This window comes from Coralliovum pocilloporae (genome assembly GCF_030845175.1).
Classification (GTDB): domain Bacteria; phylum Pseudomonadota; class Alphaproteobacteria; order Rhizobiales; family Cohaesibacteraceae; genus Coralliovum; species Coralliovum pocilloporae.
In genome coordinates this window covers 605,645-623,959 of record NZ_CP132542.1, presented here as the reverse complement: position 1 = coordinate 623,959, position 18,315 = coordinate 605,645, and the positions used below count along the sequence as shown (strand labels likewise).

The window sequence follows — 18,315 nt, the reverse complement described above, 5'->3', positions numbered from 1 at the left end:
ATCAGCCTGGCTCATAAGAAGGACTTCGGATTTGCTGCATCATCACGTTAAGGACTGGCTGGCGACAACGGCCGATGAAACCGTCGAGAAAGCGATTGGCTGGAGTCATATCAACTCCGGTACGCGCAATCTTGCGGGTATCAGCACAATGCAGGATCTGGTGCGCGCTGAGTTGGAGCGCCTGTCCTTTGCCTGTGCTCTTGAAGAGTCTGACCCGGTCACATCAATCAGTGACCAGGGCGAGCCAGAAGTCCTTCATTTTGGTCCTGTCTTGCGGGCGCAGCTGAGACCGGAAGCCACGCGTCGTCTTCTCTGTGTTGGTCACGTAGATACGGTTTACCCGGAGAGCCATCCCTTCCAGTCTGTGACAAGGATCGGCAATGGCCATCTTAATGGACCGGGCATTGCCGATATGAAGGGTGGTCTGGCCATTCTGTTCCGGGCTTTTGAAGCGGTTGAGCGCTTCGGCCTCATGCCGGATATGGGCATTGATGTTCTGATCAATTCAGATGAGGAAACCGGTTCGCTTGCCTCCGCCCGGCATCTCACGGCGGCTGCGCAAGGCGTTGAGGCTGGTCTTGTTGTCGAACCGGCTCTGGCTGACGGATCACTGGCCGGTGGCCGTGGTGGCAGTGGCAATTTCCATTTTGCCTTCAAGGGCCGAGCTGCCCATGCGGGCCGGGCTTTTCATGAGGGCCGGAACGCGATTACTGCCGCTGCCCGGCTGATTGCGGATGTGGATGGGCTGAATGGCCAGCGGGAACGGACCACGTTTAATGTGGGCCTGATGCGCGGTGGTGATAGTTTGAATTCGGTTGCCGCATCCGCTGTGGTGCGGGTGAATATCCGCTCGCCTGAACCTCACCACATGGCCTGGGCAGAACAGGAACTCCGCCGGATTGCAGAACACCACAATGGTCAGGCTGATGTGGAGGTTGCGCTGCATGGTGCTGTTCATCGACCGGCTAAACCGATGACGGATAATCACGCGCAGCTGTTTCATCGCGTCCATGCTCTTGGTGTGGAGCAGGGGCTTGATGTGACCTGGTCAGATACAGGCGGGGTGTGCGACGGGAACAATATCGCTGCCGGTGGCATCCCCGTGGTGGACACACTTGGTGTGCGTGGTGGCGCCATTCATTCAGCAGATGAATTTGCTGTAGAGGACAGTTTTCTTGAGCGGGTGCTGCTTCTCACTTCGGTCCTGGTGTCTTTTCAGGATGCGCCTCTTTCAAACGGAGATATGACATGTTGATCGCGCGCGGTGTCCGGGCGGCGGATGAGGCTGCACTGACAGAGCTGATACTGTCTGTCAGTGGCCATATGACCACCATGCCCCGCAGCCCGAAAGAAGCCCGGCACAGGATAGATCATGCCTTGTCCAGCCTTGACAAGACGATCACTGAACCGGGAGACGAGGCCTATCTGTTTGTTTTGGAAGAGAATGGCGCGATTGTCGGGCTCAGTGCGATTTACGCATCTGTCGGGCTGGACAGGCCTTTCTATAATTATCGGGTTGCCCGGATTGCCAAGGCGTCTCCCGATCTGGATATCCGTGTGGATGCCCAGGTTCTGCATCTGGTCAATGACTATGTGGGCGCTGCAGAGCTGGGCACGCTCTATCTCTCGCCCGATGCTAGGGGAGGGGGCCGAGGGCGTCTGATTTCCTTCACCCGTCTGATGTTTCTTGCTGCATTTCGCGAACGGTTTCCTGACCGTGTTATGGCTGAAATCAGAGGTTGGACGGATGAAGAAGGGAATTCTCCTTTCTGGGATGCGGTCGGGCGTCAGTTCTTCAAACTGGACCTGACAACGGCTGATCAGCGGTCGGGCAGGGACTACCGGTTTATTGCGGAACTGATGCCGAGCTATCCGATTTACGCCGATCTTCTGCCGGACAGTGCTCGTGACGTTGTTGCCGTCCCGCATGATGGTGCGGCTGGCGCGCTCAGGCTGCTTGAGAGCCAAGGTTTTTCCTATGAGAATCTGGTTGATATCTTCGATGCCGGTCCGTGTATTGAAGCGCGGCAGAAGAATATCGGTATTGTCCGGGATGCTCGGAGATACATGGTTCAGAAGAGCGACAGCATTCAAACAGGTGAGCAGAAATGCCTTATCTCGAACCTGGATCTGGAGCAGTTTGTCACTGTTCAGGGGGCCGTATCCCTGTCAGGTGAGATGATATCCCTGTCTGATGAGCTGCGGATCGCGCTGAATGTCGGCGAAGGTGAGCCGGTTCTTGTCTATCCGATGGAGCGTAAATGATGTTGAGTGGCGAGCTTTTTATCGGCGGGCAGTGGATAGAGGGGCGAGGCAATGACCTGACGTCTCTCGACCCGGCAGAACAGACGTCAATCTGGCATGGCCGAATGGCCGATGATGAGCAGGCGCTTGATGTTGTTGAAGTCGCGGTTAAAGGCGGGCAAACTTGGCGGGCCATGGGCTTTGAAGAGCGCCTTTCCATTGTAAAGTCTTTTGAAGACCAACTCCGTGAGAATAAGGACACGCTGGCATTGCTGATCAGCCGGGAAACCGGCAAGCCGTTCTGGGATGCTGCAGGAGAAGCCGCATCCATGATCGGCAAGATTGCCATATCGGTTGATGCCTATCACGAGCGCACTGGTGTGCGGGAGACGGAAGCCAACGGGGTGACGCTTGTGACCCGTCATCATGCTCATGGCGTGATGGTGGTGCTGGGGCCGTTCAACTTTCCGGGGCACCTGCCCAATGGCCATATTGTGCCAGCGCTTCTGGCCGGGAACAGCGTCATCTTCAAGCCGAGCGAACAGACACCTGCAGTGGCTGAGTTGACGATAAGACTGTGGGAGGCTGCAGGTCTCCCCAAGGGTGTCATCAATCTGGTTCATGGGGATGCTGGGACAGCCCGACAACTGATCAGTCATGATGATGTTGCGGGCGTGCTGTTTACCGGTGGGGTGAAAGCAGGTCTGTCGATCCATCGGGATCTGGCTGGGCATCCGGACAAGATTGTTGCGCTTGAACTTGGCGGCAATAATCCAATTGTTGCGTGGGGTGCGCACGATACACTGGGTGCCGCCCGTATGATTGTCCGGTCCGCCTATCTCTCAGGCGGTCAGAGATGTACATGCGCCCGTCGACTGATTGTCGGTAAAGATGAATCTTCTCAGAATCTTATGAAGAAGGTTGTGGAGCTAGCCGGTCGTCTGGCTATCAATCACCCGCGTGCCGACCCCAATCCGTTCATGGGAGCGCTTATTTCAGAGCATGCGCGGGATAGTGTTTTGCGGGGGCAGGCTCATCTTGAAGGCCTCGGTGGTGACGTTCTGTTGAAAGCTGGAGCCATGGATCTGGGGCCTGCCTTCGTCTCGCCGGGCATCATCGATATGAGCAATGCGGCGGCTGCCTCGGACGATGAAATTTTCGGCCCCTTGCTGCAGGTCTACCAGGTTGACGAGTTTGAAGAGGCTGTGGCGCTGGCAAACAATACCCGCTTTGGTCTGGCATCTGCCTTGCTCTCTGATGACAGCAGTCTGTTTGAACCTTTCCTCAATCAAAGCCGGGCGGGGATTGTCAATATCAACCAGCCCACGGCAGGCGCATCCGGGCGGGCACCGTTCGGCGGTATTGGCCTATCGGGGAACCACCGACCGGCGGGATATTATGCCGCTGACTATTGTGCCTATCCGCGCGCCAGCATGGTGCGAAGCAACGCCTCTGATGAAACCCCGCTGCCGGGAGAGCAGGACAGATGATGCAGGAAGTCAATTTCGACGGGTTGGTCGGCCCGACCCATAATTATGGTGGTCTGTCTCTTGGCAATCTGGCGTCGAGCCGTAATGCGGGGGCTGTGTCCCGACCGCGACAGGCTGCGCTTCAGGGGCTTGCCAAGATGCGCCATCTGATGGCGTTGGGTATCCCGCAGGGTGTTTTGCCGCCCCATGAGCGACCGCAGGACCGGGTTCTGAGAGGATTGGGCTTTTCCGGTACAACAGCAGAGATGGTGGATGCCTGTTACCGGGCCTCGCCGGTTCTTCTGGCCAATCTGATGTCTGCTTCGGCCATGTGGACCGCAAATGCGGCAACGGTATCACCGGCAACTGACACAAGAGATAGCCGGACCCATCTGACGGTGGCCAATCTTGGCACCATGTTCCACCGGTCGCTGGAAGCGGAACAGACCTTCAGAACCCTGTCAGCGATTTTTCCTGACCCGCAGCGGTTTGCAGTCCACGAAGCCGTGCCCTATGGCGGCGGGTTTGGTGATGAGGGAGCGGCCAATCACGGGCGGTTCTGTGCGGCGCATGGTGATATCGGGGCTGAGCTGTTTGTTTATGGGCGATCTGCCTTTGACCGGCTGGAAGGACGACGGTTTCCACCTCGACAGGCCCTTGAAGCCAGTCAGGCCATTGCCCGGACCCATGGACTTGACGAGCGTCGCACGATCTATGTGCTGCAGAGCCGTGAGGCAATTGAAGCAGGAGCCTTCCATAATGACGTGGTTGCTGTGGCCAATGGCTCTGTCCAGTTCTACCATGAGCAGGCCTTTGAGGATCGGGATGGCATGCAGGCGGCTGTTCGTGCGGCCTGTTCATTTGATCCTGTCTTTGTTGAAGTCCCGGCCAATCGGGTGAGCCTGGATGATGCGATCCGCTCCTATCTGTTCAACTCGCAGCTTGTCTCCTTGCCGGATGGGGCCGGGATGGCGCTGATCCTGCCACAGGATGCGGAGAGTAACCCCAATACAAAAAGCTATGTGGCTGATCTTCTGGATATGGATAATCCGATCGTCCGGGCTGATTACTTTGATCTGCGAGAAAGTATGCAGAATGGTGGTGGTCCCGCCTGTCTCAGGCTGCGTGTTGCCCTCTCGCTTGATGATCAGCAGCGACTAGGAGGTGCTGTTCTGATGACCGAAGAGCGGATTTCCGCGCTTGAGGCTTGGGTCAAACGCCATTATCGGGAAGAACTGGCTCCGGATGACCTGCGTGATCCTTTGCTTGTTGATGAAACGCGCGCTGCGCTGGATGACCTGACGGGTCTTCTGGAACTTGGACCTCTCTATGACTTTCAGCGTTGCCCTTCCTGACGGGTTTCTCTAAAAGAGGCGCAATTCCCGTTTCAGCTATCACGCTTAGAGGTCGGTTCGATACATGGCGCGCCAATTCATCTATCACATGCAGGGGACGTCCAAGTCCTATGCCGGTGGCAAGAAAGTTCTCGATAACATTCATCTGTCCTTCTATCCGGACGCAAAGATTGGCGTGCTTGGCCCGAACGGTGCCGGTAAGTCCACGCTTCTGCGGATTATGGCAGGCCTGGACAATGATTATACGGGTGAGGCCTGGGTCGCCAAGGGCGCAACGGTTGGCTATCTGCCGCAGGAACCTCAGCTGGATGAAAGCAAGGATGTGCTCGGCAATGTGATGGTTGCTGTCGCGGACAAGAAAGCCATTGTTGACGAATATAACGAGCTCGCCATGAAGCTTGCGGAAGATTATTCCGATGAGCTGATGGAGAAGATGACCGAGCTTCAGGACAAGATTGACGCGGATAATCTCTGGGATCTTGATTCCCAGGTTGAAGTGGCTCTTGATGCGCTTCGCTGCCCGCCGTCAGACGCGGATGTGTCCAAGCTGTCCGGTGGTGAGAAGCGTCGTGTGGCGCTCTGCAAGCTGCTTCTGGAAAAGCCTGACCTGCTGCTGCTCGATGAGCCGACCAACCACCTTGATGCTGAGACGGTTGCGTGGCTCGAGAAATTCCTGCGCGAGTTTGCTGGCGCTGTCCTGATCATCACCCACGATCGTTACTTCCTTGATAATGTGACCGGCTGGATTCTGGAGCTTGATCGCGGTCGTGGCATTCCATACGAAGGCAATTACTCCGCCTATCTGGAAGCCAAGGCCAAGCGTATGGCACAGGAAGGCCGTGAAGAGGCTGCCCGTCAGCGTGCACTGGCCCGTGAGCGTGAATGGATCAGTGCCAGCCCGAAAGCCCGTCAGGCAAAATCCAAGGCCCGTATCAAGGCCTATGACGAGCTGCTCAAGCGGAACGAAGAGCGCTCTCCGGGCAATGCGCAGATTATTATCCCGCCAGGCGAGCGTCTTGGTGATGTGGTGATTGAAGCTGAGGACCTGGCAAAGAGCTTTGGTGACAAGACCCTGATTGATGGTCTGAACTTCAAGCTTCCTCCGGGTGGCATCGTCGGTGTTATCGGCCCGAACGGTGCTGGTAAGACCACGCTCTTCAAGATGCTGACGGGTCAGGAACAGCCTGATTCCGGTGCGGTCCGCCTCGGTGATACAGTTGACCTTGGTTATGTAGACCAGAGCCGTGATGCGCTTGATCCGAATAAGACTGTCTGGGAAGAGATCTCCGGCGGTGATGAGATTATCAAGCTCGGCAAGCGAGAGCTGAACAGCCGCGCTTACTGCTCATCATTTAATTTCAAGGGTGGTGATCAGCAGCAGAAAGTCGGTAATCTCTCAGGTGGTCAGCGTAACCGTGTCCATCTGGCGAAAATGCTGCGCTCCGGTTCCAACGTTCTGCTGCTCGATGAGCCGACCAACGATCTGGACACTGAAACACTGGCTGCCCTTGAGGATGCGCTTGAGGATTTCGCCGGCTGCGTTGTTGTGATTTCGCATGATCGCTTCTTCCTCGACCGTATTGCGACCCATATGCTGGCCTTTGAAGGCGATAGCCACGTTGAGTGGTTCGAAGGTAACTTCGAAGATTATGAGCAGGACAAGATTCGCCGACTTGGCCCGGATTCAGTCAATCCGAAACGGATCAAGTACAAGCGTCTGACACGCTGATCCTGACAGGACCTGAAGATTTGAAGGGGCGGGCATGATGCTCGCCTCTTTTTTATTCAAAAGAGCGCTATGGTCCCGTTTGTAGCGGCAGTCTTTCTGCACAAAGCACCAGATCTTTAACCTCAATCGGCAGTGGTGCTTTAAGAACCTGTTTCTGCGCGAGCTTTTATCTGAAAAGTCTACCAACTGTTCAGAAGCACGCTGTAGGCCCGAGATGGGCCAATGACCGGAAAGTCAACGATAACAAGCCGGGACCTGGTTGCCTTCTGTTATTCCTGTTGCATCATTGTTGCCATGGCCGCTTCGATTTCCTCTGGAGTAACGTCACGCTGATGTTGAGCCAGGGTCCAGACATAGCCATAGGGGTCATGCACCACAGCGGTTCTGTCGCCCCAGAACATATCCATCGGACCTTCGTCCGGGGAGGTCATGCCGCCTGCCATGGCCTTTGAGAATGCGGCGTCTACATCCTCCACATAAACATAGAATTCGACCGGTGACAGGCCTTGAGGAGGACGTCGCTCTGATCCCGGCATGGGATCACTGACAAACACGGTAGAGGTACCGATCTGCAGCATTGCGTGCAAGACACTGTCTGAGCCAGGCATGCCGACACGACCTGTGAGGTTTGCATCGAGAGTTTTCTCATAAAAGGCGATCGCCTCATCGGCTCCATCGAACATCAGATGGGGTATGACGCTGCTCATGCCGTCCGGTAGTGTTTTCATTGTGTCCTCCCTGTTTTGGTTTGATCTTGCCTTGTTCGGTCTGGTGTAATTTGGACCCCAAAGTGCGGTGAGTTGAATGGAAGTCCCGCAGCCTGTCTTTGGTATTAGGCTGACAAAAAGACCTCAAGGCAGTTGAAGGTCGATGACCAACCGGATTCATGGTTGTTGCGGTGTTCTTCTTCGGCAAAGATCTGCTGGACCATGGTCAGCTTTGTGCCCCCGCGCTCTGTCCGTTCCAGGTGCACATCAACAATGGTCTCATGACCAAGGCCTTCATCGTAGAGCCAGGCCCAGGTGAAGGCGATGTGGTGAGGTCGATCCAGGACCGTATAGACCCCCTGCACCGTGTGACGGTTGCCTTCGGCAGACAGCATTGTTGTGGTCCAGTGGCCCCCGACCCGAAGGTCCATCCGGCAATCCGGAATGGTCATTCCTTCAGGGCCCCACCATTGTACAAGCTGTTCCGGATCGGTCCAGGCATCATAGACCTGTTCCGGTGATGCATTGAACTCCCGATCCAGTCGAAGAATTCTGGATTCTGTCTCATGGCTTGTCTGTTGCATCGTGATTTCCTGAATTGGTTCTGATTTCCAGATAGTTATCGAGGCGGTCGAAGCTGTCGTTCCAGAATTCCCGATAGTGTCGTATCCAGTCATCAAGGGTCGAAAAGCACTCCCTGCGCAGGCTAAGGAACCGCTTCTGCTGTTCTGTTCTTCGTTTCACCAGGCCGGCCTGTTCCAGAATTTTGATATGTCGCGAGATCGCTGGAGCTGACATTTGAAACGGCTCGGATATTTGGCCGATATGCTGCTCGCCGTTCTCTCTCAGACGCTCAATGATGGCAAAGCGTGTCGGGTCCGCCAGGGCTGCAAAGAGTTGGGGAAGGGGAGTATCCATTAATTCTCTCATTTGTTAATTAACAAATATGCTAATAATAAAGCAGAAGCACTGTCAAGTTGCGAAGGCCCCATAGCGATCTTGGTTGGGCCTATGTCGGATGGAGAAAAGCCGGGCGCCCTTTTTGCTCCGTTTTTCTCTTTCGACATGGTTCTGGAAAGTTTGGAGCAACGGGAGAATTCCCGCATTTGACACTGGATATGGCCGGTCTGCCGGGATGATCTTCAGTCACTAACGTAATTGCGACGCTCGCTCTTCAACATGTGTCGGATTTGGGTGGAGCAATATTCCGAAAGTGGACGTATTTTCCGCATCACATAAAAAACCGCATTCAGGAAAGAATGCGTGGGATGATTTTTTCAGACAAGGAACCTGACATGGCGTCGATTGCTGACTTGAAAGCGCAGAGAGAAGCCGCGCTGGCCGCGACCGCAGCCGGTGCTCCGGCCCGGACCTCCAACCAGTTTTTCGGTGTGGGTCCGATCACGGATATCACGACCGATGAGGTCGACAGCCGCCTGATGCGCTTCGAGTTCGAAGCATGGCTTGAAGCCAACTATCGCAAGCTCGACGACAAGGGTAACGATCTCGGACCGATCACGTCTGCTGAGCTGGGCCGCTCCATGCACCGCGGCTATCCGGCGGATAAGGTTCTTCTCGACATGATGTACGAGATCAACCGCTATTTCGAGTTCCCGAAGCAGAACAAGATGGCTGTCGGTCTGGGCGGCGGTCACTCCGGTTTCACTGTTGCCGCTGTTCATCTGATCAACGCCAACAAACAGGATCAGCATATCTTTGTTGATACACCGCGTCCGGAATCAGAAGAAGCCATGATCGGCGGATTCTTCCGTCAGTCCTGGGGTGCGCAGATCCTTGAGCTGCACAAATATGCTCCGAACGGCGACATGGGTCGTGTTCACTTCACCGGCAAGGAAGGCGCTATCCCGTCTGCTGATGAGCTGGTCGAAATGGGCGTCAAAGTCTTCTTCGGCGTAGGTCATGAAACAACCGGCGCGTCCACCTACACAGACGGCGACATCAAGAATCTGCTGGCCTGGATCGATCGTGATCCGGCAAACCACCATGCTGTTATCGACGCCACGTCTCTGCTTGGTTCTATGGTCTGGGATCAGGATCTGGTTGACCAGGTTCAGAACAAATGCTGCATGTTCATGCCGCTGCAGAAGGCAATCGGCGGTATCTCCGGTTACTTCCTGATCTCCTTCACCCCGGCCGCTCTGGCGCTGGTTGAAGAAAACCAGAATGATCCGTCCTGGGCGATTGCGCGTCAGCTCAAGATTGTTGTTCCGGAAAACCCGAAACTGCCGCTGACCGGCAAGAAAACCGTTGGCCTTGGCCCGTTCTACGACCCGGCAGAGCACAAGATGCTCGGCGGCATCATCAACACCTTCTCGACGCTGGCTTTCGCTGAAACCACATTTGGCCTGCTGCGTTCCGAGAAGCTGGTTGGTTCTGTTCGTGATCTGAACCGCCGTTCCATTGAAAACCGTGAAGCTGTCAATGACTGGGTCGCAAGCCATGACCTGTTTGAGCTTGGCGTTGAGGAAGTGGCCCGTCGTGGTGCTGCCGTGACCCTTCTGAAAGTCAATGATGCCGACATCACCGACGCTGATCTACATGCGCGCATCATTGCCCGCTCCAAGCAGCTGCTTGGCTTTGAAGGTCTGACCCATCCGAATGGTGACCGTGAGCCAGGCCTTGATGTGGCTCGCTACGTCAATGCTTTCCCGGGCACCCCTGGTGACTACCGGGCCTGGATTGGTGGTATCCGTCCGCATGCTGATATCCCGGCTCTTCTGGACAACCTCGAATATGCCTATCTGCGTGCCAAAGCTGTTGTTCTTGAAGAACTGCTGGCAGAGCAGGGTGAAACGTTCGAATCCTCTGCTTCTGCTGCTGGTGGTCGCGTTCGTCAGGATGATCAGAGCAAGGCTTACAAGGTTCTTGTTGCTGACCTCATTGGCCTGAAGTTTGATGCCAACGGCAACCCGGACCATTCAGAAGCCCGTGCCCATGTTGAGAGCAAGGGCGGTGTCTTCCACGAAGGCGGTCATGACGGTCAGGACCTGGAAGCTGGTAAAATCCACTTCTTCTACGAGCCGAACCTGTCAACCGAAGAAGAACTGCTGCCGCGCACCAAAGACGGTCAGTATGACGCGACTATCGTTGCCGCGACCTTCCTGCCGCAGGCGTCCGTCTTCAAGCATGGTGGCGTTCGTATCGGTGCCGGTACCGGCAATATGGGCTCTGCCTCCTGGGGTGGCGGCAACGGCACCGGCGGTGAAGCTCCGCTGATGAACACACCGAGCTTCAACAGCCGTGCAACCGCTCACATGGCCATCAAGGCGCTTCTGAAAGTTGCTCCGGATCTTCCGGTCGACGAAATGCACGGTCTGGTCTGTGACGGCAACTTCGACACAGGTAAGGATCTTTGCAAGTTCCCGACCGAGAAGCTCGAAGGCAAGAAAATGGCCGTTATCGGCTACGGCAATATCGGTCGTGAAGTGGCCAATCTCGGCAAAGCCCTTGGCATGAATGTATCCATCTATGCCCGTGCTCACCACAAGGACTGGATCGAGTCTGAAGGCTTTACCTACGCCGAGACACCGATTGAAGCTGCAACCGGCGCTGATGTTCTGAGCCCGCATACCGGCCTTGGTGCACTGAATGCCGAAACCGGCAAGTTTGCCAATGACAGCCTGGTCAATACTGACGTTCTCAATGCCATGAATGACGGCGCTATCATCGTCAATTATGACCGTGGTGAAGTGGTCAATGCGGACGCACTTGATGCAGCTCTCACCAGCGGTAAAGTGCGGTATGCGGCAATCGATGCTGATCTGTTCAAGAACGCTGAGACCGGTGAGCTTTCAGGACCGATGGTTCCGTATCTCGGCCTTGTTGAGCGTCATGGTGATAAGCTGGAACTGCTGCCGCATGCTGCAGCTGACACCGAGCATCTGAGCCGTGTGGAAGGTGCCAAGCAGGCTATCGACCAGATCTTTGATGTGATCCAGTACAAAGCTGTGACCAACCTGAAAGGCGACCTGCCGGAAGGTTACACCAATTCTGGCGCAACAACTGTCAATGGCGTTGGCAAAGTGACACCGAACGCGCTGAGCTCTGCTGCAGGCAGCGCGGGTGCCGCCGCTCAGGCTCGTGAATCTGCTGAGCAGATGGCTGCTATCTGGGGTGCGTTTGCATCCACAACAGATGCGGATCGCCGCCAGGAGCTGGTTAACCAGTATGGTGCGCAGCTTGTGTATCATTCCAACCGTTATGCGTCTCTGATGGAAGAGCTTGGCCTGAAAGGCCCATACGGCTGATCCTAAGCGGATGAGTACAAAGAAGCCGGGTGATTGTTCACCCGGCTTTTTTATTGCCTTCCCTGTTTGTCAGGGAGCGGAGTGACGGTGAATGTGCTGCCATTACCGGGTTCGGAAACTGCCGAAATATCCCAGCCGTGCCGATCACAGACGGATTTACAGATTGCCAGCCCGATGCCGCTGCCTTGTCTTGCGTCCGGATGCAGGCGTTTGAACGGCTCGAAGATCTGCTTGTCATATTTGGGGTCAAAACCCAGACCATTGTCTTTTACACTCAGAGCCCAGCTCTTATCCGGAGTGATTTCGAAGACGATCGTGACAAGACAAGGCTGGTCAGAGCGCCGGTATTTGACAGCATTGTTGATAAGGTTGCTGAGAAGCATCTCTATCTGCTGAGGATCTCCGGATATGATATCGTCCGCTGAGGTTATTTTGATCTGAGCTCCCACTTCTTCGATCAGCTGGGACAATCCTGAAACACTGCGATTGATGATCTCAGTGATGTTGAACGGAGCGATGGTGAGTTCCTGATTCTGGGATCTGGCATAGTCCAGCAGGTCCCGAATGAGGTTCCGCGCTTTGTCGACAGAGCTTGTCAGAACCTGCCGTGCCAGCTCGGCATCTTCATGATCGCCCTCAGCAATTGCATCAATCAGGATGTGGGAGAATGTCTTGATCTTGCGAAGCGGCTCCTGAAGATCATGGGATGCCACGTGAGCAAACTGATTGAGTTTCGCATTGACCACAGATAGTTGCTCAGCGCTTGCCTGAAGCCTGTCACGAGCTTCATTCCGCTCTGTGACATCTGTGATAACAGCAAGTGTTTTGATCATGGGGTCCGCATCATCATTCCGCATGATTGCCGAGAGATCTCCCTGGAAGATGGAACCATCCTTACGGACCCATTTATAGGGTGTGTTCCAGCATTCCTTTTCCTCGAAGAACCGGGGAAGGATGACGTTGACTGCCAGCTCTCTTGATTCCGGCGTCAGGAAATCGCTGGACTTCTTTCCGATCACTTCCTCACGCTGATATCCGAAAGCATCCAGCCAGGCGTCGCTGACTTCAAGAAGTTTTCCTTCTCCATCAATGGAATGCATGAGGGCCGGAGTTTTTCTGTAGAGTTTTTCAAATTCATCCGGCTTAGTGCCCTGCTGACCTGATGGCTCCGTTTCATTGGCGGGAAGAGGCGTGAAGCTCAGCCAGATATGCCTGTCGCGGGTCTCGTCCGGGTAGATGGAGATGAGATAGCTCAGAGTGCCCGGTTTATCAGAGGTCAGCGTCGTTCTCTGGACTGTCTTGCTATCCAGAGATTTCCTGATTGTTGTGCTGCCTTGTGCGCCCAGAAGCCGGGTCAGATCGGGGCTTATATCTCGACCGTGGCTCAGTCGCTGGTCTGAACACAGCAGGGTGCGAAATGCCTCGTTTCCGTCAACCAGGTATACGGGATTTATCTGGCCCGCCGGGCACTCGGAACAGTCAAGCAGACCCAGACCGCCAAGCAGTTGGTCCGCTGCTGCGGTGGGTAGCTTTGTGTCGATCTCAGTGTCGCGAGCAGTCATCATATCCACAAGTGTAGTTGCCGGATTGCCTGTCGGATTATACGGTGTAGTACGTATAAATTGGGTAACCAGTATGCCGATGTATCAGCAGTCTAGCAGACTGCCATGCAAAATCTTTATTATCGATGATGATCCGGATGATGTTCTGGTCATGCGGCGTGCTTTGGCGAAAGCGGCACGGGTTACCGCTTCTGAGGCTAATATTTCGGTCGCCTCAGATGGAGAAAGTGCCCTTGTGAGTTTGAGAGAGAAGGTGAGTGCAGGGGATTGGCCCGATTTGGTTCTGGTGGATCTGAATATGCCTGGTCTCACTGGCTTTGACCTTCTGCAAATCTGTCGCGAAGATGCGGTTCTCAAGCAGCTCCGACTGATCGTCGTTACGACGGCGTCTGATGAGGATAGTTTTGCAAAAGCGCGCCGCTATGGGGCCGATGATGTTTTTTCGAAACCGGAAACGCTCAAGGATATGACCCGGCTTCTGGAGACGCTTTTGTAATCTATTGAGTGTTTATAAATTTATCTTATCGTCATCATCGATTAATGCGATTTGATCTGATTGAGGCGCGCTGTCATGTTCACGGGGCAGGCTATTTGAAAGATGTAAATCCATGCCCCGGATTTTCGAATGGTCCTGTGGGCGCGATGGGGCAGCTGTGTCACTTGTGGCATTGGTGTTCCCATCGCGTCCTTCGACTCACGTCAGTCGGATAATGTGGATGGCCTTTGATTCTCGCGTGTCTCCTCGAACCATCCACGAACGGAGCTGCTTTGCGGCTCCGTTTTTCTTTCATCCCAATGCGTAAGGTTTCAATCAGATCGCCTGCGGTCAGGCCAGGCCCGCTGCTCATACCAGCCCACATGGGCGTCCGTGATAGCATCTGTGTTTGGAAGATAGGGTTTGATATCCAGCAGGGGCGTGCCGTCCAGGCAATCGATATGACGGATTGACAGACTGCTCTCGTTGATGCTGATCAGCCGGGCGACGGAAAGACCTATGGGGTTCGGCCTGTTTGGTGAGCGAAGCGCGAATGTGCCGTGAGCCTGGTTGTCAAAGGAAGGATGCTGGACGACGAGGTCGCGGTCTGCCTGATTGAGCCAGTAAAGCACGATAATGTGAGTGGCTGTATCAAGCGATCTAAGTGCTAGTTGGAACTGCGGGAGCAGCTCGATCTGGCAGATGACCTCGCTTTCCTGAGCGTTGCGCGGGCATTGCCTCTTGGTGGTCCAGGGCGTTCTGATCCGCCCTATATAATAGAGGCTGGCATCTGCTTCTCCCTCAGGCGGCCAGTGCGTTTTTATCTCGCTCATCAGGTGCTCCGATATGCTTGCAATTTTAGCTAAATATCTTTGATTTTTTAGTCAGTTTCTACTCGCAGTTTACTCAAATGCCATGTGCACATTTAAACGGTTCTACGTTTCTTGGTGCTAAGGTCCTCTCAGGTTGCGTACTTGAAAAGGGACGAAAATCATGTCTATGGCCGTTGAGACCCAACTGGTCGATTTTAATGCGCTGGAGCAGGATCCATCTGTGGAGCGCCGTGGTGCATTGATGAAGCAGGTTGTTTCCCTGTTTGCTCTGACAGCAGACCGGTGCTCAGATGATCTTCTGCATATTTATGACTCCGTTCTTCTGCGATTGGCGGACATGGTGGAGCAGGAAGCCAAGCGCTTTGCTTCTGAAAAGCTTGCAGATCTCCAGAATGCACCTCGGGATTTCGTTTGCGCCCTGGCGGAAGATGATTACGTGGTCGCGGAACCGGTCTTGAAGCATTCCCCTGTTCTGACTGACGATGACCTCATCCGGGTTGCGGATTCCAAATCACCGTCCCATGCAACATTCATTGCTCAGCGTACATCCCTGTCCGAACATGTGACAGATGCCGTCGCCCACCGGGGGGATGACCAGACACGTCGTGAGCTGGCCGCAAACCCGGGCGCCCGCTTTGGAGATGTGGCAGCCCGCCTTCTGTCTGCGCAATTGTCACGTGATGAGAGCTTGCAGAGAACTCTGGCGGAGCGCGAGGATATGCCAAAGCATCTCCTGGCCGAACTCATCAGACATGCGACCCATGAAGTGCGAGCTCAGCTTGTTGAAAAGGGGCGCTTCTCAGAACTCAACAAGATTGAAGATGCCGCGCGTGTGGCGGAAGAGCGCCTTGGTTTTGACTTCCTGTTTGATGGCTGTGACTTCGATCAGGCCGAGCGCCAGGTAACGTCCTTTATGGTCCACGGTCAGCTGGATGAGCTGCATCTGGTGGATGCCATGAAGGACAATGATCTGGCTCTTGCGATCTCTATCCTGTGCCGCCTGTGTGACCTTGAACGCAGTACGATTATGACCTGGGTCAGCAAGAAGCAGATGGAGCCTCTGGTGGTTTCAGCCCGGGCTGCTGAGTTCGCTGATTCAACAATTCAGCAGTTTCTCTCTGTTGGTCCGCTTGCGACCTGGCTTTCCAATGATGTGCGGAACATCGCCATGTTGCGGTTTGAAACCCTGAAGGTCGAGACAGCCCAGAGGATTGTTTCCTATTGGAATACAGACGGTTAGATGATTTTCCCTTCCTGACTTGTGTTACCCCGAACTTGGAGGCCGGATTTCCGGCCTCTTTTTTTATGGCTGTTCCAGTTGACAAGTTTCAAATATCATATAAAGATATCTTTATATCTTATCTGGAGTGTGATGTGACTGACCTTGATACACTGGTACAACGGTTGAAGGCTGCCGGGGAACCGACGCGGCTGCGTATGCTTGCGCTCCTGGCCGAGGGCGATCTGACGGTCAAGGATTTTACGCTCATTCTGGAACAGAGCCAGCCCCGTATCTCACGCCATCTGAAGATCCTGACAGATGCTGACCTTATCAACCGGTCTCCTGAAGGATCCTGGGTGTATTATAAGCTGGCGGAAGATGACCAGGCGAGAGAGCTGGTTACCTTGTTGAATGAGCAGCTGAATCCTGAAGACCCTGTTCTTGATGGGGATCTTGCCGCGCTGCGGGCTATCTGGAATGTCCATCTGGAGCGGGCTACACGTTACTTCTCACGTAACGCGACGTCCTGGGATCGGATCAGATCTCTTCACGTGTCTGACGAGCAGGTTGAGCAGGCAATGCTGAATGCTGTTCACGGCCGTCATTTCCAGTCACTTCTCGACCTTGGTACCGGGACAGGTCGAATTCTTCAGCTGTTTTCCGGTCAGATCGACAAGGGTGTCGGCGTTGATATGAGCCATTCCATGCTGGAAGTGGCCCGAGCCAATCTCGCCCGTGATGCGGTGACCAATACAGAAGTTCTGCACGGCAGCATTCTGGATCTCGCCCGGTTTGAAGAGAGCAGCGATCTGGTGACCATCCATCAGGTGCTTCACTTTCTTGATGAGCCGCATCGGGCGATTGAAGAAGCTGCGCGCGCCCTGCTGCCTGGCGGTGTTCTCGTACTCGTGGACTTTGCCCCCCATCATCTCGAGTTTCTTCGTGATGACCATGCCCACAGACGGCTTGGGTTTGACACGGAGCATGTGCGCCGCTGGATCGAGGATGCAGGCCTTGTGATGACCTCTGACGCTGAACTTCATCGACAGGATGAGGGAGAGGACGCGCTGACGGTCTGCCTATGGGTCGCCTCAAAGCCCGAACGCCCGCAAGGGGTTCTTAGTCTGGCCTGAGCTAATTTAGCCAAACCACAAATCAATCTGCCGATAATCAATCTGATCGAGGGATATGACTATGCCTAATACCGAAATCGCTACGCCTGTCAGTGACTTGCGTGTGTCATTCGAGTTCTTTCCGCCAAAGTCGGAACAGATGGCCATGTCTCTCTGGCAGACAATCCGCAGACTGGAACCTCTCAATCCGGACTTCGTTTCCGTCACTTATGGTGCAGGCGGAACCACAAGGGAGCCGACGCTTGATGCGGTGGCGAGGATCCGGCGCGAGACGTCTCTTGCGCCTGCAGCGCATCTGACCTGTGTCGGTGCGTCGAAGGAAGACGTCAATCATGTGATCCGTTCTTACAAGTCAGCCGGTATCCAGCATGTTGTCGCTTTGCGCGGCGACCCGGCTGCCGGTGTCGGGGCAGCTTATGAAGCTCATCCCGATGGCTACCAGACCACAGATGAGCTTGTACGGGGGATAAGGGATATCGGTGACTTCGATGTCTTTGTGTCTGCCTATCCGGAAAAGCACCCGGAAAGTCCGAGCTGGCAGCATGAAATTGATGTGCTGAAGCGGAAAGTGGATGCTGGAGCGACACGCGCCATTACGCAGTTTTTCTTCTATAATGATCTTTACGAGTCCTATGTGGATCGGGTGCGGGCAGCCGGAATCAATATCCCTATTGTGCCTGGAATTCTGCCTATCCTGAACTACAAACAGGTCGCGTCATTTGCAGAGCGATGCGGGACGGCAATGCCGACCTGGCTGGCCGAGCGATATGAAGGTCTGGATAATGACCTCAAGACGCGTGAGCTGATTGCCGCTGCTTATGCTGCCGAACAGGTTCAAGATCTGCATCAGCGTGGCGTGCGTGATTTTCACTTCTACACAATGAACAGGGCAGAGCTCACATACGCGATATGCTGGATGATTGGCGTTCGGCCGAATTCTCTGGCTCAGGCTGCCTAGACTGGTCTCCTAAAGCACCAGGCCTTTAACTTGAATTGGTAGCGGTGCTTTAAGGGTTTGTTTTTGCGCGAGCTTTTATCTGAAAAGTCTATCAACTTTTCAGAAGCACGCTGTAAACCAGCCGCTTCCGGGCATTTCAAAATAAAACAGCCGGTCAGTTTGACCGGCTGTGAGAAACTCTTGACTCGATGGTATGGGACTCAGACTAATCCAAGGATTATTGCTCCGAGAAATGCGAAAGTTGAGCAGACTGCTATAATATTAAGTGGCGTAATGTGACCCATAACCGATCTCCAATCTTGCCTTCGATGAGATGATTTTATGTCGGAAGACGGATGAGGCCTAGGAAAAATTATGCTG

General features: G+C 54.5%; 15 protein-coding genes. 10 read left to right on the top strand and 5 right to left on the bottom strand.

Features of this window, described 5'->3' with window-relative positions; translation table 11 throughout:
* Positions 1-31 precede the first annotated feature (31 nt).
* The 5 genes from RA157_RS02945 (at position 32) to ettA (ending at position 6,797) form a co-directional block, all read left to right on the top strand.
* Positions 32-1,255 carry a hydrolase gene (locus RA157_RS02945; RefSeq protein WP_350334986.1) on the top strand — a complete coding sequence of 408 codons (1,224 nt, stop codon included), beginning with the start codon at positions 32-34 and terminating at the stop codon, positions 1,253-1,255.
* Positions 1,249-2,265: an arginine N-succinyltransferase gene (locus RA157_RS02940; RefSeq protein WP_350334985.1), complete on the top strand. Its 1,017-nt coding sequence runs from the start codon at positions 1,249-1,251 to the stop codon at positions 2,263-2,265. Before RA157_RS02945 ends, RA157_RS02940 begins: the two co-directional genes overlap by 7 nt.
* A complete protein-coding gene (gene astD / locus RA157_RS02935; protein WP_350334984.1) occupies positions 2,262-3,734 on the top strand; it encodes a succinylglutamate-semialdehyde dehydrogenase in 1,473 nt (490 codons plus the stop codon). The genes RA157_RS02940 and astD overlap by 4 nt, the downstream gene beginning before the upstream one ends.
* A complete protein-coding gene (astB, locus tag RA157_RS02930) occupies positions 3,731-5,068 on the top strand; it encodes an N-succinylarginine dihydrolase (protein ID WP_350334983.1) in 1,338 nt (445 codons plus the stop codon). Before astD ends, astB begins: the two co-directional genes overlap by 4 nt.
* Before the next feature lie 64 nt (positions 5,069-5,132).
* Entirely contained in the window at positions 5,133-6,797 is a 1,665-nt protein-coding gene (gene ettA, locus RA157_RS02925; protein ID WP_350334982.1) for an energy-dependent translational throttle protein EttA, read from the top strand.
* Between the two features lie 269 nt (positions 6,798-7,066).
* Here ettA and RA157_RS02920 read toward each other — a convergent pair whose 3' ends face one another.
* The 3 genes from RA157_RS02920 to RA157_RS02910 form a co-directional block, all read right to left on the bottom strand.
* Positions 7,067-7,525 carry a VOC family protein gene (locus RA157_RS02920; RefSeq protein WP_350334981.1) on the bottom strand — a complete coding sequence of 153 codons (459 nt, stop codon included), beginning with the start codon at positions 7,523-7,525 and terminating at the stop codon, positions 7,067-7,069.
* A 104-nt stretch (positions 7,526-7,629) separates the two neighbouring features.
* Positions 7,630-8,088, bottom strand: coding sequence for an SRPBCC family protein (locus RA157_RS02915; RefSeq protein WP_350334980.1), 459 nt, complete (start codon positions 8,086-8,088; stop codon positions 7,630-7,632).
* Complete coding sequence (locus RA157_RS02910) at positions 8,069-8,422, bottom strand: ArsR/SmtB family transcription factor (protein WP_350334979.1); 354 nt, start codon at positions 8,420-8,422, stop codon at positions 8,069-8,071. Before RA157_RS02910 ends, RA157_RS02915 begins: the two co-directional genes overlap by 20 nt.
* A 377-nt stretch (positions 8,423-8,799) precedes the next feature.
* On the opposite strand from RA157_RS02910, the gene RA157_RS02905 reads away from it, so the two are divergent.
* On the top strand, positions 8,800-11,772 hold the full coding sequence (locus RA157_RS02905; protein WP_350336143.1) for an NAD(P)-dependent oxidoreductase: 2,973 nt from the start codon (positions 8,800-8,802) through the stop codon (positions 11,770-11,772).
* Positions 11,773-11,822: 50 nt separating this feature from the next.
* On the opposite strand, the gene RA157_RS02900 is transcribed toward RA157_RS02905, so the two are convergent.
* On the bottom strand, positions 11,823-13,334 hold the full coding sequence (locus RA157_RS02900; protein WP_350334978.1) for a PAS domain-containing sensor histidine kinase: 1,512 nt from the start codon (positions 13,332-13,334) through the stop codon (positions 11,823-11,825).
* 79 nt (positions 13,335-13,413) lie between these two features.
* On the opposite strand from RA157_RS02900, the gene RA157_RS02895 reads away from it, so the two are divergent.
* On the top strand, positions 13,414-13,830 hold the full coding sequence (locus RA157_RS02895) for a response regulator (protein WP_350334977.1): 417 nt from the start codon (positions 13,414-13,416) through the stop codon (positions 13,828-13,830).
* A 311-nt stretch (positions 13,831-14,141) separates the two neighbouring features.
* Here the strand turns inward: RA157_RS02895 and tsaA are convergent, their stop codons facing one another.
* Positions 14,142-14,642 (bottom strand): tRNA (N6-threonylcarbamoyladenosine(37)-N6)-methyltransferase TrmO, encoded by a 501-nt coding sequence (gene tsaA, locus RA157_RS02890; protein ID WP_350334976.1) that lies wholly within the window; start codon positions 14,640-14,642, stop codon positions 14,142-14,144.
* Positions 14,643-14,802: 160 nt separating this feature from the next.
* On the opposite strand from tsaA, the gene RA157_RS02885 reads away from it, so the two are divergent.
* The 3 genes from RA157_RS02885 to metF all read left to right on the top strand — a co-directional run bounded on the left by RA157_RS02885 (position 14,803) and on the right by metF (position 17,955).
* Positions 14,803-15,882, top strand: coding sequence for a DUF2336 domain-containing protein (locus RA157_RS02885; RefSeq protein ID WP_350334975.1), 1,080 nt, complete (start codon positions 14,803-14,805; stop codon positions 15,880-15,882).
* A 134-nt stretch (positions 15,883-16,016) separates the two neighbouring features.
* Positions 16,017-16,997, top strand: a complete 981-nt coding sequence (locus RA157_RS02880) for an ArsR/SmtB family transcription factor (protein WP_350334974.1) — start codon at positions 16,017-16,019, stop codon at positions 16,995-16,997.
* Positions 16,998-17,058: 61 nt separating this feature from the next.
* Positions 17,059-17,955 carry a methylenetetrahydrofolate reductase [NAD(P)H] gene (metF, locus tag RA157_RS02875; protein WP_350334973.1) on the top strand — a complete coding sequence of 299 codons (897 nt, stop codon included), beginning with the start codon at positions 17,059-17,061 and terminating at the stop codon, positions 17,953-17,955.
* The last annotated feature ends 360 nt before the right edge of the window (positions 17,956-18,315 follow it).